This window comes from Vibrio qinghaiensis (genome assembly GCF_002257545.1).
Lineage (GTDB): Bacteria > Pseudomonadota > Gammaproteobacteria > Enterobacterales > Vibrionaceae > Vibrio > Vibrio ordalii.
Window position 1 is genome coordinate 619999 of the sequence record NZ_CP022742.1, and the last position, 16140, is coordinate 636138.

A 16140-nucleotide genomic window follows, 5' to 3' on the forward strand; every position below is an offset into this window, starting at 1 on the left:
CAACAAACCAAGCTTTTGAATCAGGAAAACTCAACGAGCGAAAACTTCAGCAAGTGCAAAATGCTCGATAAACTTGCCCTTTCCACACTTTGCGCCCACTGAATTTACAACGCGCCAGCGCTAAAACTGATTGAGGCAAACAAAGAACCTTGCCTGTTTTACGGCTTGAGTTCACAATGAATTTGAAGGTAAAAATGCTCATTTGCCGACACAACAAAACGAATGGCCGGAGAAATCCAAAAGATTGAACCCCTAAATTTACCTGAGTTGCATAACGCCCGGTTAAGGGGCTGACAACGCAAAACTCTGAACTCAAAATAACAACCGTAATCACAAAGGCCGATTTGAACAAAAACCGCCACGCGTTGGCAGTCCCTCTTTAACCGTTTGTTAGGCCAACCGATTGGCAACAATACTTTCAAAAGCCAAGAACAAGGCTTTTTGTAAATTTGACGCAAACTAAACCATTCATTTATAAACCAAAACTCTAACTCAGCAAAGAAACCAAAAAACTCAAATTGAGCGATTTGGAAGAAAAGTGACGAGCGTAGCATTCTCGGCGGACGTTTGGATGCTGAAGGTTATTTTGCCGCTAAATTTATAACGATAAACAACCCAACACGATCAAGAAACAACAAATATGTGATGATTATTTATTGCTTAAATTCAGCCTGAGAACATGGGATTTACCGTTCAATTCAAACTCGATTTAGCTGATAAAAACTCACCTTGCCTAACGCCCGGTTAAGGGGCTGACAACGCAAAACTCTGAACTCAAAATAACAACCGTAATCACAAAGGCCGATTTGAACAAAAACCGCCACGCGTTGGCAGTCCCTCTTTAACCGTTTGTTAGGCCAACCGATTGGCAACAATACTTTCAAAAGCCAAGAACAAGGCTTTTTGTAAATTTGACGCAAACTAAACCATTCATTTATAAACCAAAACTCTAACTCAGCAAAGAAACCAAAAAACTCAAATTGAGCGATTTGGAAGAAAAGTGACGAGCGTAGCATTCTCGGCGGACGTTTGGATGCTGAAGGTTATTTTGCCGCTAAATTTATAACGATAAACAACCCAACACGATCAAGAAACAACAAATATGTGATGATTATTTATTGCTTAAATTCAGCCTGAGAACATGGGATTTACCGTTCAATTCAAACTCGATTTAGCTGATAAAAACTCACCTTGCCTAACGCCCTGTTAAGGGGTGAGCAACGCAATACCGAAGCCACTGCATACACCTTAATCACTTACACCAACGCATAGTAAAAATGCCACGCGTTGCGAATCCCTCTTGAACAGTTTGTTATATGAATTTTTATTCGAGCTTTATACGCGGCATGTTTTTAAGCTTGTATAAAGGAGACTGTATGATTTGAGTCTTGACACCAAGAGCTTTTATTTTCGTCATTAAACCATTTGCATCAACTGAACTCAAACGCGGATCTATACATATTTCATCAAGCAGAAGGTCGGTATCGAAAGGAATCCGATAAAGACCATTACTTCCGCGAGTTTCGTCAAAATCGTTCGCTAAAAGTCGTACTTCATGTTCATGCGAAAACTCAGGTCGTTTAATACATAATAACTCCGCGAAGTTATCATTTTGTCCTCCCATAGCTAGACTTGTGAAAGTTATATTTGACAGAAAACCAAAAATGTCACTTTCACTCCAATAGTTGAGCTTTCCTATGAAGTAACACAAACCTCGATAATCTTCACGAGAGTTAAAAATCGGCTCAAATAGTTTACGTATAGTAGTTGAGACTCTTACCCCTTGTTTATCATGGCTATATATACGCCACATGGCATCAGTATCTTTTTCTGTAGTCCAACACTGTCCGTACCAATCTTTTGCCAAATTATCTAGTGTAGCAACCTCATTGTTACCGCAGTCGACTTCAGCCTTAAAGAAAAAGTTTTCGAAAGGATCTTCCCACATAGGCGGTTTGACTAAAACGAGCTCTTGGTCATTTATTAATTGTTCAAACCTGTCATAGCTAAACACTCGGTATATTTTTTGATCAAGATTTTCAATATTAATACAGTTATCTTCTACTTTTCTGATCATCAAGTCTTCCTTTATTCATATAACGCCCGGCTAAGGGGTTGACAACGCACCACCGGACTCAAAAAACACACTTAAACACTGAACTGCAATTTTGCACTAAAATCGCCAAGCGTTGGCAATCCCTCTTGAGCCGTTTGTTATGCAAATTCAATGAGATAAACCGATTTTACACGACCAAAAGCCACAATTGCAATGGTTGAGTGATTCAAGAATCAACCCAAGCAAGAACTGCGATAAATAAGCCGCCAAAACAAAGTTCACCTTTCAGCAACAAACCAAGCTTTTGAATCAGACAAACTCAACGAGCGAAACCTTCAGCAAGTACAAAATGCTCGATAAACTTGCCCTTTCCACACTTTGCGCCCACAAAATTCGCAACGCGCCAACGTTAAAACTGATTGAGGCAAACAAAGAACCTTGTCTGTTTTACGGCTTGAGTGAACCACGAATTTTAAGGTCAAAAAGCTCATTTGCCGACAACACAAAAAGAATGGCCGGAGAAATCCAAAAGATTGAACCCCTAAATTTACCTGAGTTGCATAACGCCCGGCTAAGGGGTTGACAACGCACTGCCGGACTCAAAAAACACACTGTAAACACTAAGCTTCAATTTTGCACTAAAACCGCCAAGCGTTGGCAATCCCTCTTGAGCCGTTTGTTAGGCCAACCAATTGACACCGACACTTTCACAACCAAAGAACGAGCTTTTTTGTAAACTTGAAACAAACTAACCGATTCATTTATAAACCAAAATCTCAAATCAGCAAAGAAACCAAAAAACTCAAATTTAGCGATTTGGAAGAAAAGTGACGAGCGTAGCATGCTCGGCGGACGTTTGGATGCTGAAGGTTATTTTGCCGCTGAATTCACAGCGAAAAACAACCCAACACGATCAAGAAACAACAAATATGTGATGACGATTTATTGCTTAAGTCCAGCCATTAAAACATGGAATTCACCATTCAATTCAAACCCGATTTAGCTGATAAAAACTCACTTTGCCTAACGCCGCGTTAAGGGGTGAGTAACGCAACTACCAACTCACCGCATTACACTAAAAACTAATAAAATCAACGCATAATGAAAATGCTAAGCGTTGCGAATCCCTCTTAAACGCTTTGTTATGTGTTAATCCCGCTCATTGATATAGTCAATTGCGAACTCTATATGGTCTATTAACTCTTCAACACATCTGGGGAAATAATACTCTGCATCATCAGGGTGTAAGTTGTCTTTAGGCAATAAAGTGTATTCAATTTCATCGTTAAACAGAGGGTAAAGATTATGAGTAAGGTAGTTCCGGCGAACCAATATAAACGCTAAAATTTCACTAAGCTCATCAGTAACTAATTCATGTTCTTTACAGCTCCCAACAAGCTGACCTAACATAGCTCGCTTAAGGTCATATCTCACTTTAACATTACTCGTAAGAACAATTGATTTTAATGCCGATTCCAACTTTCCAGACATCAATAGCAATCGCCCCAAACTTTCACAAAAACGCTCACTTTTGAGTAATTCATCGTAAAACTCTAAAGACATTGCTGGATTATTCCTTTACACATAACGCCCGCTTAAGGGGCAGACAACGCTACTACCAAGTTTCCGCATAACACCGCAATCACACAAACCAACGCATAGTAAAAATGCCCCGCGTTGACTGTCCCTCTTGAAGCGTTTGTTATGTACCTGGTTGGTTCTATCCCCAGAAACACCCATAAGTATCGTCTTCTAGTATTTCCAAGAAAGCTTCTAGAAGTTGAATCTCTGGGATTGGCTCATACGAATGCCATTTTTGGTCGGATTTCATCCAGTAAATTTTCCACGCGTCACGCGACTTATAATATTTGACTTTGGCTACTGGGCACTCCATTTTTTCGGATGGATCATTCCACTTAGGACGTATCTCGAAGATTTCGATGACCTGCCCCTCTAACCGATACCCAATATCAAGTTGATTGCGGATCTCTTCTGGCGGTCGACAAGAATCAAGGTACTTCTCCACTGCCTTTCTGTAACGCTGTTGCTCAATTTCTGAAAATGCCATATCTATCACCTAACCCTTTAATTAAGCTAAGTTTACGACCTAATTTCATACGTTGGCTAGGTTAATTTTCGAGAAAGTACATAACGCCCGGCTAAGGGGTTGACAACGCACCGCCGAACTTAAAAAACACACTTAAACACTGAACTGCAATTTTGCACTAAAGTCGCCACGCGTTGGCAATCCCTCTTGAGCCGTTTGTTAGGTGAAGCATTGCTCGACACTATTTAGTCAAGAGCTTGCAACGTTCTTCCGTATTAAGTAGCTTGACCTCATTGCATTTGAAATTTTTCTTTAAAATCAATTCACTTTCTTGCGCCTTTCCCTGACACAATACTTCTGAATCATTAACTTTAACCTCGAATATAGGACGATTTTCTACATCTATAGATGAAGATTCAGAATAGCTTCTTAATCCCGCACCATCTTTAGCCCATGAATTTCCGAGACTTTTAATCACCTCACTTACACGACCGACCCGGTACAAAGTCAATTCTTGCCCACTCGGCTTAAATGTCAGTTCAAATTTTGAGAGATCAAAGTGAAAACAATCGTAATTCCCAGAGATTATTCCTGATGTATATAATGTTACCAAAACCTCTTTTTTACTGCGATCTTCCCAAATTGAGGTGATATCGTTTAAGTGACGTAATAGAAAAAATAGTAAAACCTCGAGGTTCTGACCCTGTTCGTTAGTGTAGAAATCACCATTCAAATCTTCAATAGACTGCAAAGTGGTATTGAGATAGTTCATTTCACTTGATGCCAAATACCCATTTAGATACTCAATATCAATAGCAATAACATCAAAAAGCTCTTCTAAAAATGGATTCATATTGCCTACAATTTATATCAAATCGATAGTTACAGATTTAACTTGCTCACCTAACGCCCGGTTAAGGGGCTGACAACGCAAAACACTGAACTCAAAATAACAGCCGTAATCACAAAGGCCGATTTGAACAAAAACCGCCACGCGTTGGCAGTCCCTCTTTAACCGTTTGTTAGGCCAACCGATTGACAACGACACTTTCAAAACCCAAGAACAAGGCTTTTTGTAAATTTTAAGCAAACTAAACTATTCATTTATAAACCAAAACGCCAACTCAGCAAAGAAACAAAAAACTCAAATTGAGCGATTTGGAAGAAAAGTGACGAGCGTAGCATTCTCGGCGGACGTTTGGATGCTGAAGGTTATTTTGCCGCTAAATTCACAACGATAAACAACCCAAAACGTTCAAGAAACAACAAATATGTGATGACGATTTATTGCTTAAGTCCAGCCATGAGAACATGGAATTCGCCGTTCAATTCAAACCCGATTTAGCTGATAAAAACTCACTTTGCCTAACGCCCGGCTAAGGGGTTGACAACGCATTGCCGAACTCAAAAAACACACCGTAAATACTGAACTGCAATTTTGCACTAAAATCGCCAAGCGTTGGCAATCCCTCTTGAGCCGTTTGTTATGCAAATTCAATGAGATAAACTGAATTTACACGACCAAAAGCCACAATTGCAATGGTTGAGTGATTCAAGAATCAACCCAAGCAAGAACTGCGATAAATAAGCCGCCAAAACAAAGTCCACCGTTCAACAACAAACCAAGCTTTTGAATGAGACAAACTCAACAAGCAAGACTTTCAGCAAATGCGAAATACTCGATAAACTTGCCCTTTCCACACTTTGCGCCCGCTAAATTGACAACAAACCAGCACCAAAACTCATTGAGGCAAACAAAGAACCTTGTCTGTTTTACGGTTTAAGTTAACCACGAATTTGAGGGCAAAAATGCTCATTTGCCGACGACACCAAACGAATGGCCGGAGAAATCCTAAAAGATTGAACCCCTAAATTTACCTGAGTTGCATAACGCCCGGCTAAGGGGTTGACAACGCACCGCCAGACTCAAAAATACACCGTAAACACTGAACTTCAATTTTGTACTAAAACCGCCACGTGTTGGCAATCCCTCTTGAGCCGTTTGTTATGCAAATTCAATAAGATAAACTGACTTTACTCGATCAAAAGCCACAATTGCAATGGTTGAGTGATTCAAGAATCAACCCAAACCAGAGCCATGATAAATAAGCCGCCAAAACAAAGTTCACCCTTCAGCAACAAACCAAGCTTTTGAATGAGACAAACTCAACAAGCAAGACTTTCAGCAAGTGCAAAATGCTCGATTAACTTGCCCTTTCCACACTTTGCGCACGCTGAATTCACAACAAACCAGCACCAAAACTCATTGAGGCAAACAAAGAACTTTGCCTGTTTTACGGCTTGAGTGAACCAAGAATTTTAGGATAAAAATGCTCATTTGCCGACAATACAAAACGAATGGCCGGAGAAATCCAAAAGATTGAAACCCTAAATTTACCTGAGTTGCATAACGCCCTGTTAAGGTGTGAGCAACGCAATACAAAAGCCGCTGCATTCCACCTTAAACACAAAACGCAACGCATAGCAAAAATGCCACGCGTTGCGAATCACTCTTAAACAGCTTGTTAAATGCCTTGGATTCAAGTACGAAGTGCGACACCTCTGAACATAAAAACAGTAAGGTGCGATAATCATGAAGTTTGCTCCCGCCAAGAAGTAAAAAACATGAAATACACACACCTCACTGAGATTGAAAGGTATATGATTTCTTTGCTCAGAAAGCAAGGGATCAGTACCGCAAAAATAGCTAAACAACTGGGGCGTCACAAAGCCACTATCTATCGAGAAATTGAACGTAATTGTCGTTACAACAAGTTCTTCGATAGGTACTCTTATCAACCAGAGCGAGCACAGCAAATGGCGCGCAACCGGCTTAGTCGTTCACGGCGAAATAAACGCTATACCAAACTTGACTTCAGACTACCTGAAGCCTTGCTACGACTGGATTGGAGCCCTGACCAAATCGTCGGATACCTAAGGATGAGAGGCTATCCAACAATGAGCCACGAGCTCATTTATCAGCACGTTTGGAACGACAAAACTCTCGGTGGAACGCTATGGAAACACCTACGCCAATCCACCAAGAAAAGGCGTAAAAGGTACAACTCAAAAGACAGTCGAGGACGGCTGGCAAATAAGCGTCATATTGCCGAAAGACCTGCAGACGCTGAGCATCGAAAAGAGCCTGGCCACTGGGAAATTGATACCGTCGTGGGTCGCGGAACCAAGCACTGTATCGTCACTTTAGTCGACAGAATGACTGGCTACACTTTTATCGGTCAAATGGACGATAGAACAAGCGAGTCGCTCAACGTAAGAATGAGCAAAATCATGACCCGCTCTGACTTACCTTTTAAAACGATAACATCAGATAACGGCACTGAATTTCATGGTTATGCACAACTAGAAAAACATCATAACTGCCTGTTTTACTTTGCAAATCCATACCATTCATGGGAGCGAGGCACTAATGAAAACACCAATGGTTTGATACGACAATACTTACCAAAACGAACCTCCATGTCACACGTGACACAGAAGCTGTGTAATGAAATTGCATATAAATTAAATACACGCCCACGCAAAAGGCTTGGGTATAGAACACCAACGGAGTATATTCATGCGCATCTGTAGAAAGTGTCGCACTTCAAACTTGATACTAAGTGCTACTTTTTCTCGGAACTGCCCGAACCTGAGCCTGAATTACCATTGCCCGCACTTGATTGGCCACTTGATACAGGAGTCCCCGGTGCCATTTGCATGGTTGGGATATCTGCACTTGCTTCAAAATCACGCCCCGGAGCAGCTTGCATTTTAGGGATGTCAGCGCTGTCGGTGACGAAAATAGTTTTAGTCGTAGCTTTTTTATCACTCATGTCATTACTCTCTACATTGCATATTACAAAACCAACTACCAATGATATTGCTAGAATGAAAAACACTCCAGTTATTCTATTCAATATGTGGTTGATTTTTTGATATATATTAGGTTCTAAGTGAGCGTTAACGATACCCTTTATATAATAATTTTCGGCTTTAACGAGCTCTTTTGAGATTGCATGATTTCCAACAAGATATGCGACTAACGTGGAAATTACAGTAAATAAAAACAAGACCCATGCGGCTTTTATGCTCCATAGATATGAAGCGGTTTCTAAAGGAACGATAAAACGTATGGCAGTTAACGATAAAGCTAACCCCGCTGATGACAGTGACAAAATAGCTTTGTCATAGCCCTCACTGTTTGACAACTGACGCTTCAGAAGATCCTCTCGGTATGTATCATGTATCTCTTCACACCGTTTTTGTTCTTCTGGGGTTCGTTCGTATCTGTTTTCTTGACTCATAGCTACCTTGTACATTTAACGCCCGGCTAAGGGGTTGACAACGCACCGCCGGACTTAAAAAACACACTTAAACACTGAACTTCAATTTTGCACTAAAATCGCCAAGCGTTGGCAATCCCTCTTGAGCCGTTTGTTATGCAAATTCAATGAGATAAACCGAATTTACACGACCAAAAGCCACAATTGCAATGGTTGAGTGATTCAAGAACCAACCCAAGTAGGAGCCGAGATAAATAAGCCGCCAAAACAAAGCCCACCTTTCAACAACCAACCAAGCTTTTGAATGAGACAAACCCTACAAGCAAGACTTTCAGCAAGTGAAAAATGCTCGATTAACTTGCCCTTTCCACACTTTGCGCACGCTGAATTGACAACAAAACAGCACCAAAACTCATTGAGGCAAACAAAGAACCTTGCCTGTTTTACGGTTTGAGTAAACCACGAATCTGAAGGTGAAAAAGCTCATTTGCCGACAACACAAAACGAATGGCCGGAGAAATCCCAAAAGATTGAGCCCCTAAATTTACCTGAGTTGCATAACGCCCGGCTAAGGGGTTGACAACGCACCACCGAACTTAAAAAAAACACTGTAAACACTGAACTTCAATTTTGCACTAAAACCGCCAAGCGTTGGCAATCCCTCTTGAGCCGTTTGTTATGTGAATTTTTTCAAGCACCCAAAAGAGGAAAGTTTTTGCGCTGCTGATAGGTTAAAGCTAACTCTAAACAGGATTTGATTGCTGTTTCTGGCAACGGTTTCGATAAGGACAGCACTATTGCTCTGTTTCCCTGAAACTCCAGTTCTTCACAATACAATTCCCGAAATGTATCGACTAGCTTAGTTTGACAATTAAAAAACAGGTAATAATTATTAGGAGACTTCAGCTTCCAATCCATTCTTAGTGGACTGCCTGTTTTTACGCTGTAGCTTGGCTCACCCCATTTTAGAGATTCATCAACATCACCCAGATCCAATTCAGATACGATTTGAAAGACTAGATTTCGCAGTTCCTCTAACCTAATACGAACATTTTCCGGATATTCATCGAAGCGATCTTTGACTACCTTGTCCATTGGAATCTCCCATTCACATAACGCCCTGTTAAGGTGTGAGCAACGCAATACCAAAGCCGCCGCATACCACCTTAAACACTAAACGCAACGCATAGTAAAAATGCCAAGCGTTGCGAATCACTCTTAAACAGATTGTTATGCGATTGGACTACTGTCCATAGTATTTAGCACTGAAACCAACAGAAATAGGCGCTTCGTCATATTGGCAAGAAACTCCTACTTTTAATTGTCTACGATGGTCGTAGTAAGTGTGATAATGAGTTTGTTTTCGAGCTAGTTCTAACTCGGAAAGACTTAGACTCAAAGAACCCAATATGGATTCTGAATCAAACTCTTGATGTTGGTAATGAGGGGCTGTTCTCTTGATACTAACCTCAACGTAACTTACAAAATTACCCTCAGCTTCCAAAAGCATTTTGCACTCATCATTTTCTACTATGATGTTACCGACTTCATTAGCCAACCCACCTGTAGCAGTTTCAGCTTTATTAATTTGCATACCAATATACTGATATGGGCGATGAAAGGGAGAACTTAATAATGGGAGGTTATAAAATATTGCTTTATCAATTGCAGTTCCTAAATGAACCGCAGCAAAGTCATCATTCATTGCGTTTTTGTTGAATACCACACCGATGTCTTTAACTAGCGTCTTAAACGATTCGACGTAGGAGCTTTCGTCCATGAAATTTGCATATAACTTTCCAACAAGTAACCCAGGCGGTTCACAGTCTTTCAGCATGATCGGTAACACTTTAATAGGCTTACCCGCGATTTGATAATTCATTGCCACATCGAGCTCATTCACAACCCATGGAGCATTAATCGAATTAGGGGATAAAATAACCGCGAAGTATGCTACGTTATCAATGCCCTCACGAATTTTCTGAATCAAAGAATCGCCAATCTTCATTTCAGCTTCATCGAGCCAGCATTTTACATTGTGGTTTTCTAGATCTCGAGCCAACTTTCTCACAAACTCTTTGTCTGCGTGATTGTGACTTAAAAAAACACTCGTAATCAAATTTAATACTCCTTTATTAAAAAATCGCATAACGCCCGGCTAAGGGGTTGACAACGCACCGCCGAACTCAAAAAACACACTTAAACACTGAACTACAATTTTGCACTAAAGTCGCCACGCGTTGGCAATCCCTCTTGAGCCGTTTGTTATGCAAATTCAATGAGATAAACTGACTTTACACGACCAAAAGCCACAATTGCAATGGTTGAGTAATTCAAGAATCAACCCAAGCCAGAGCCGTGATAAATGAGCCGCCAAAACAAAGTCCACCTTTCAGCAACAAACCAAGCTTTTGAATCAGGAAAACTCAACGAGCTAAAACTTCAACAAGTGTAAAATGCTCGATAAACTTGCCCTTTCCACACTTTGCGCCCGCTAAATTCACAACAAACCAGCACCAAAACTCATTGAGGCAAACAAAGAACCTTGCCTGTTTTACGGCTTAAGTAAACCACGAATTTTAGGGTAAAAAAGCTCATTTGCCGACAATACCAAACGAATGGCCGGAGAAATCCAAAAGATTGAACCCCTAAATTTACCTGAGTTGCATAACGCCCGGTTAAGGGGCAACCAACGCTACTACCAAGCTTCCGCATAACACCGTAACCACAAAAAACAACGCATAATAAAAATGCCACGCGTTGGTTGTCCCTCTTGAACCGTTTGTTATGTGTATCTTTTTCCACTCGCAGCATAGTATTTTAGGACTTCAATACCTTCTAATACTTCATTCATATAAGGAGACTCATCATTTGCAAGCACAACCTTTACTTTGCGATTAAGATCTTGAAGGAAAGCTTCGATGCTAGCCTTGCTATTTGATACATAGTTTTCAAAGTCTTCTTTAATCACACAACCAAGTGCATTTAAGCTTTTGCTTTGAGCAAATGCCTCATGCTTTATTTCATTATTCAGTTTTTTGAACTCTATAAATTCCTGAAATCCAGAACAAGACATTACGTCGACGCCTTTTTTGTCGAGAAATTTTACCACATTGCCCCAATGAGAAGCGTTTTTTGGGCTGGTGTCTTGGAAAGCGAGTGTTAGTATTTGCTTGAGGTTATACTCATAAGACTTGTAAATATAGATAACCTCCATTTCTAGGAGAGATTCTATCTCATTTTTTATATGCTCAATTTCAACATCGATGTCGATTACTCGATTTTCGATCTCTTCAGTAGCCGCACCGTTATAATAAATATCAAGTAATTTATCTTTTTCCTCGTGAAGCAACTCTTCTTTTCGATTAATTTTCAGCCTACTTTCTTTACTCAGGGATAAGAAAGTAGAGTCGATAGTTTCATACCAACTCAAACGTTGAGATATTAGAGTTTTCCTAATGGACTTCATACTTTCTCCGATACACATAACGCCCGGCTAAGGGGTTGACAACGCACCGCCAGACTCAAAAAACACACCGTAAACACTGAACTGCAATTTTGCACTAAAGTCGCCACGCGTTGGCAATCCCTCTTGAGCCGTTTGTTAGTTGCGTGCTCAACTCATCCACCAAACCCTTTATTTGAGATTGTGTATGCCCATTTATAGCTAGACGCTCACTTTCATTGACTAAGAAACCAACTAGTTCAACAGAAATACGGATTAACTCTACTAATTCATTAAACGTAAAGACATAGAGCGATGGGTGTTGATGGATAAATTTATTTCTAACTGCCTGCAAACGGCTAATTTTTTCTTTTTCAAAACGCTCAATATCAATTACTTTGCTACCCGTGTAAGGAAGAAAGTCTTCTTTCCGCAGTTTTTCGTAAAGCCATTCGATATTATCTAAATCACCATACTCTGAGTGATAACTATCTTTTTTCCGAACTAGACGTGAGTCCGATGTAATGAGAGCTAAACACATTGCCGATTGAACAGAGTTATGTCCGTAGATCACTGCCCATTTAAAATACGTATTTTGCCCTCTTTCAATTTGAGACAAAGCGTCAAGTAAGCACCGCAATGACATGACTAGATCTGTTTCGAGATCAAATGATACCAACTTCTCTTTCATGTACTTACCTATTATTTATGAAAGCAACTAACGCCCGGCTAAGGGGTTGACAACGCACCGCCGAACTCAAAAAACACACTGTAAACACTGAACTGCAATTTTGCACTAAAACCGCCAAGCGTTGGCAATCCCTCTTGAGCCGTTTGTTATGCAAATTCGATGAGATAAACTGACTTTACTCGATCAAAAACCACGATTGCAATAGTTGAGTGATTCAAGAATCAACCCAAACAAGAACTGTGATAAATTAGCCGCCAAAACAAAGTCCACCTTTCAACAACAAACCAAGCTTTTGGAACAAACAAGTTCAACGGGCGAAAAATTCAGCAAGTGCAAAATGCTCGATAAACTTGCCCTTTCCACACTTTGCGCCCGCTAAATTCACAACAAACCAGCACCAAAACTCATTGAGGCAAACAAAGAACCTTGCCTGTTTTACGGCTTGAGTAAACCACGAATTTTAGGGTAAAAAAGCTCATTTGCCGACAACACAAAACGAATCGCCGGAGAAATCCTAAAAGATTAAACCCCTAAATTTACCTGAGTTGCATAACGCCCGGCTAAGGGGTTGACAACGCACCGCCAGACTCAAAAAACACACCGTAAACCCTGAACTTCAATTTTGCGCTAAAGTCGCCACGCGTTGGCAATCCCTCTTGAGCCGTTTGTTATGCAAATTCAATAAGATAAATCGACTTTACACGACCAAAAGCCACAATTGCAATGGTTGAGTGATTCAAGAATCAACCCAAGCAAGAACTGTGATAAATGAGCTGCCAAAACAAAGCCCACCTTTCAACAACAAACCAAGCTTTTGAATCAGGAAAACTCAACAAGCAAGACTTTCAGAAAATGCGAAATGCTCAATTAACTTGCCCTTTCCACACTTTGCGCCCGCTAAATTCACAACAAACCAGCACCAAAACTCATTGAGGCAAACAAAGAAACTTGCCTGTTTTACGGCTTGAGTAAACCACGAATTTGAGGGTAAAAATGCTCATTTGCCGACGACACAAAAAGGATGGCCAGAGAAATCTAAAAAGATTGAAACCCTAAAATTACCTGAGTTGCATAACGCCCGGCTAAGGGGTTGACAACGCACTGCCGAACTTAAAAAACACACTCTAAACACTGGACTTAAATTTTGTACTAAAGTCGCCAAGCGTTGGCAATCCCTCTTGAGCCGTTTGTTATGCAAATTCAATGAGATAAACTGACTTTACTCGATCAAAAGCCACGATTGCAATGGTTGAGTGATTCAAGAATCAACCGAAGCCAGAGCCGTGATAAATAAGCCGCCAAAACAAAGCCCACCGTTCAACAACAAACCAAGCTTTTGAATGAGACAAACTCAACAAGCAAGACTTTCAGCAAATGCGAAATACTCGATAAACTTGCCCTTTCCACACTTTGCGCACGCTGAATTGGCAACAAACCAACACCAAAACTCATTGAGGCAAACAAAGAACCTTGCCTGTTTTACGGCTTGAGTAAACCACGAATTTTAGGGTAAAAAAGCTCATTTGCCGACAACACAAAAAGAATGGCCGGAGAAATCTAAAAAGATTGAACCCCTAAATTTACCTGAGTTGCATAACGCCCGGCTAAGGGGTTGACAACGCACCACCGAACTTAAAAAACACACCGTAAACACTGAACTGCAATTTTGCACTAAAGCCGCCACGCGTTGGCAATCCCTCTTGAGCCGTTTGTTATGCAAATTCAATGAGATAAAACCACTTTACACGACCAAAAACCACAATTGCAATGGTTGAGTGATTCAAGAACCAACCCAAACCAGAGCCATGATAAATAAGCCGCCAAAACAAAGTCCACCCTTCAGCAACAAACCAAGCTTTTGGAACAGACAAGTTCAACGGGCGAAAAATTCAGCAAGTGCAAAACGCTCGATAAACTTGCACTTTCCACACTTTGCGCCCACTGAATTTACAACGCGCCAGCGCTAAAACTGATTGAGGCAAACAAAGAACCTTGCCTGTTTTACGGCTTGAGTAAACCACGAATTTTAGGGTAAAAAAGCTCATTTGCCGACAACACCAAACGAATGGCTGGAGAAATCTAAAAAGATTGAACCCCTAAATTTCCCTGAGTTGCATAACGCCCGGTTAAGGGGCAGACAACGCCACTACCAAGCTTCCGCATAACACCGTAACCACCAAAACCAACGCATAGTGAAAATGCCACGCGTTGGCTGTCCCTCTTGAACCGTTTGTTATATTTAAAATCCATAGTCCTTCAAATGTAGGTCAAAGAAAGGAATCAATATTTCTTCTTCAAACATGGATAATTCGTGCTCTGGAACTTTTATAAAGGTAGAACGATGATTCGGAGACCACCATTTTTGAATTCCTGTGTAACATTCCTGTGTTTTTGAGCGAGCAATTACGCGAAATGGTCGATCGGACCATCCATCTCCCCAATTCGAGAAGTAATTTATCGGACCTGTAAATTGTCCTAATACATACACTCCGTTATTACCATGTGTTAAATAGAAGTAATCACCAATTTTAGCTTCAACAAATGTCTGCCCTTGAGTTACAGATGACTGTCCTTGAGCTGCTGTATCCTTGTGAACATATACTAAGCGATCTTCAATTGACTGAAGCATATCTTCATAAGTGAAAAATTCAGTCCCTTGTGACAATTTCCAAAATGTCGGTTTCATTACATACTCCAATTAAATATAACGCCCGCTTAAGGGGCAGGCAACGCTACTACTAAGCTTCCGCATAACACCGTAACCACAAAAACCAACGCATAGTAAAAATGCCACGCGTTGGCTGTCCCTCTTGAAGCGTTTGTTAGCCGTTTTTACCAAACCTACTGTTTCGTTAGCATTAAGCGACGCAAATCTCGCTCCGCACGCATAACAAAAAGAATACGAACCTTTTCATCATCATACTTGTAGAAAACACGACACGGATTTACAACGACTTCACGATAATTGAGGTGTTCTAGTTCTGGTGGGACGCGCCCAGACTCTGGAAAATCGGCCAAACGTTCAACTTTTGTAAACACGGTTTGCACCAGTTGTTTAGCAGCCACGACATTTTCAAGTGCGATGTATTCAGCAATATCATTCAGATCGGATAGAGCCGGCTCCGTCCAAATTATTTCAACCATTTTGACATTCTATCCTTAGCATCTTGATGGCTGACCACTTTGCCATCCGCTAGAGCTCGTTCGCCACGAGCAATGCCTTCGAGGATCGCTAGACGATTTTGCATAAATTCATAATCATCTACATCAATAAGGTAAGCTGACGGCTTTCCGTGCTCAGTTATCAATACTGGTTCTTTCGTATCATGAAGATCGGCAAGGATCTTAGTGGCCTGCCGTTTTAGTGACGTCACGAGTTCTACTTTCATTTGAGCTGCTCCAAAGAAATAACAAAGTGATACTATTCTATCACTCTGAGCATAGCAAGCTTTCAAACGGCTAACGCCCGGCTAAGGGGTTGACAACGCACCGCCGGACTCAAAAAACACACCGTAAGCACTGAATTTCAATTTTGCACTAAAGTCGCCACGCGTTGGCAATCCCTCTTGAGCCGTTTGTTAGGCCAACCGATTGGCAACGACATTTCCAAAACCA

The 16140-nt window shown here is 40.9% G+C and carries 13 protein-coding genes; 1 reads left to right on the forward strand and 12 read right to left on the reverse strand.

Annotated elements, in window-relative coordinates:
• Window positions 1–1324: 1324 nt before the first annotated feature.
• The 4 genes from CCZ37_RS16255 to CCZ37_RS16285 all read right to left on the reverse strand — a co-directional run bounded on the left by CCZ37_RS16255 (window position 1325) and on the right by CCZ37_RS16285 (window position 4956).
• Complete coding sequence (locus CCZ37_RS16255) at window positions 1325–2077, reverse strand: DUF2971 domain-containing protein (RefSeq protein ID WP_094501545.1); 753 nt, start codon at window positions 2075–2077, stop codon at window positions 1325–1327.
• Between the two features lie 1128 nt (window positions 2078–3205).
• Window positions 3206–3619 carry a hypothetical protein gene (locus CCZ37_RS16265; protein ID WP_094501549.1) on the reverse strand — a complete coding sequence of 138 codons (414 nt, stop codon included), beginning with the start codon at window positions 3617–3619 and terminating at the stop codon, window positions 3206–3208.
• 157 nt (window positions 3620–3776) lie between these two features.
• On the reverse strand, window positions 3777–4124 hold the full coding sequence (locus CCZ37_RS16275; protein WP_017042813.1) for a DUF3024 domain-containing protein: 348 nt from the start codon (window positions 4122–4124) through the stop codon (window positions 3777–3779).
• Window positions 4125–4344: 220 nt separating this feature from the next.
• Window positions 4345–4956, reverse strand: coding sequence for a hypothetical protein (locus tag CCZ37_RS16285; RefSeq protein ID WP_094501553.1), 612 nt, complete (start codon window positions 4954–4956; stop codon window positions 4345–4347).
• A gap of 1772 nt (window positions 4957–6728) precedes the next feature.
• Here CCZ37_RS16285 and CCZ37_RS16305 point away from each other — a divergent pair.
• Complete coding sequence (locus tag CCZ37_RS16305; protein WP_094501484.1) at window positions 6729–7697, forward strand: IS30 family transposase; 969 nt, start codon at window positions 6729–6731, stop codon at window positions 7695–7697.
• Between the two features lie 32 nt (window positions 7698–7729).
• Here CCZ37_RS16305 and CCZ37_RS16310 read toward each other — a convergent pair whose 3' ends face one another.
• The 8 genes from CCZ37_RS16310 to CCZ37_RS16365 all read right to left on the reverse strand — a co-directional run bounded on the left by CCZ37_RS16310 (window position 7730) and on the right by CCZ37_RS16365 (window position 15914).
• Window positions 7730–8410 (reverse strand): hypothetical protein, encoded by a 681-nt coding sequence (locus CCZ37_RS16310; protein ID WP_094501555.1) that lies wholly within the window; start codon window positions 8408–8410, stop codon window positions 7730–7732.
• Window positions 8411–9079: 669 nt separating this feature from the next.
• Window positions 9080–9484 carry a DUF1801 domain-containing protein gene (locus tag CCZ37_RS16315; protein WP_094182979.1) on the reverse strand — a complete coding sequence of 135 codons (405 nt, stop codon included), beginning with the start codon at window positions 9482–9484 and terminating at the stop codon, window positions 9080–9082.
• Window positions 9485–9632: 148 nt separating this feature from the next.
• Window positions 9633–10508, reverse strand: a complete 876-nt coding sequence (locus CCZ37_RS16325) for a toll/interleukin-1 receptor domain-containing protein (RefSeq protein WP_094501559.1) — start codon at window positions 10506–10508, stop codon at window positions 9633–9635.
• Window positions 10509–11174: 666 nt separating this feature from the next.
• Window positions 11175–11858 carry a hypothetical protein gene (locus CCZ37_RS16335; protein WP_094501561.1) on the reverse strand — a complete coding sequence of 228 codons (684 nt, stop codon included), beginning with the start codon at window positions 11856–11858 and terminating at the stop codon, window positions 11175–11177.
• Between the two features lie 94 nt (window positions 11859–11952).
• Window positions 11953–12525, reverse strand: a complete 573-nt coding sequence (locus tag CCZ37_RS16340; RefSeq protein ID WP_094501563.1) for a hypothetical protein — start codon at window positions 12523–12525, stop codon at window positions 11953–11955.
• 2239 nt (window positions 12526–14764) lie between these two features.
• Complete coding sequence (locus CCZ37_RS16350) at window positions 14765–15211, reverse strand: hypothetical protein (protein ID WP_000805118.1); 447 nt, start codon at window positions 15209–15211, stop codon at window positions 14765–14767.
• Window positions 15212–15366: 155 nt separating this feature from the next.
• Complete coding sequence (locus tag CCZ37_RS16360) at window positions 15367–15669, reverse strand: type II toxin-antitoxin system RelE/ParE family toxin (protein ID WP_000229324.1); 303 nt, start codon at window positions 15667–15669, stop codon at window positions 15367–15369.
• A complete protein-coding gene (locus CCZ37_RS16365) occupies window positions 15657–15914 on the reverse strand; it encodes a type II toxin-antitoxin system Phd/YefM family antitoxin (protein ID WP_000861987.1) in 258 nt (85 codons plus the stop codon). Before CCZ37_RS16365 ends, CCZ37_RS16360 begins: the two co-directional genes overlap by 13 nt.
• Between the last annotated feature and the right edge of the window lie 226 nt (window positions 15915–16140).

Coding starts and splice junctions, on each gene's coding strand:
- CCZ37_RS16255 (WP_094501545.1), bottom strand. CDS start 2,077: ATGATCAGAAAAGTAGAAGATAACTGTATTAATATTGAAAATCTTGAT.
- CCZ37_RS16265 (WP_094501549.1), bottom strand. CDS start 3,619: ATGTCTTTAGAGTTTTACGATGAATTACTCAAAAGTGAGCGTTTTTGT.
- CCZ37_RS16275 (WP_017042813.1), bottom strand. CDS start 4,124: ATGGCATTTTCAGAAATTGAGCAACAGCGTTACAGAAAGGCAGTGGAG.
- CCZ37_RS16285 (WP_094501553.1), bottom strand. CDS start 4,956: ATGAATCCATTTTTAGAAGAGCTTTTTGATGTTATTGCTATTGATATT.
- CCZ37_RS16305 (WP_094501484.1), top strand. CDS start 6,729: ATGAAATACACACACCTCACTGAGATTGAAAGGTATATGATTTCTTTG.
- CCZ37_RS16310 (WP_094501555.1), bottom strand. CDS start 8,410: ATGAGTCAAGAAAACAGATACGAACGAACCCCAGAAGAACAAAAACGG.
- CCZ37_RS16315 (WP_094182979.1), bottom strand. CDS start 9,484: ATGGACAAGGTAGTCAAAGATCGCTTCGATGAATATCCGGAAAATGTT.
- CCZ37_RS16335 (WP_094501561.1), bottom strand. CDS start 11,858: ATGAAGTCCATTAGGAAAACTCTAATATCTCAACGTTTGAGTTGGTAT.
- CCZ37_RS16340 (WP_094501563.1), bottom strand. CDS start 12,525: ATGAAAGAGAAGTTGGTATCATTTGATCTCGAAACAGATCTAGTCATG.
- CCZ37_RS16350 (WP_000805118.1), bottom strand. CDS start 15,211: ATGAAACCGACATTTTGGAAATTGTCACAAGGGACTGAATTTTTCACT.
- CCZ37_RS16360 (WP_000229324.1), bottom strand. CDS start 15,669: ATGGTTGAAATAATTTGGACGGAGCCGGCTCTATCCGATCTGAATGAT.
- CCZ37_RS16365 (WP_000861987.1), bottom strand. CDS start 15,914: ATGAAAGTAGAACTCGTGACGTCACTAAAACGGCAGGCCACTAAGATC.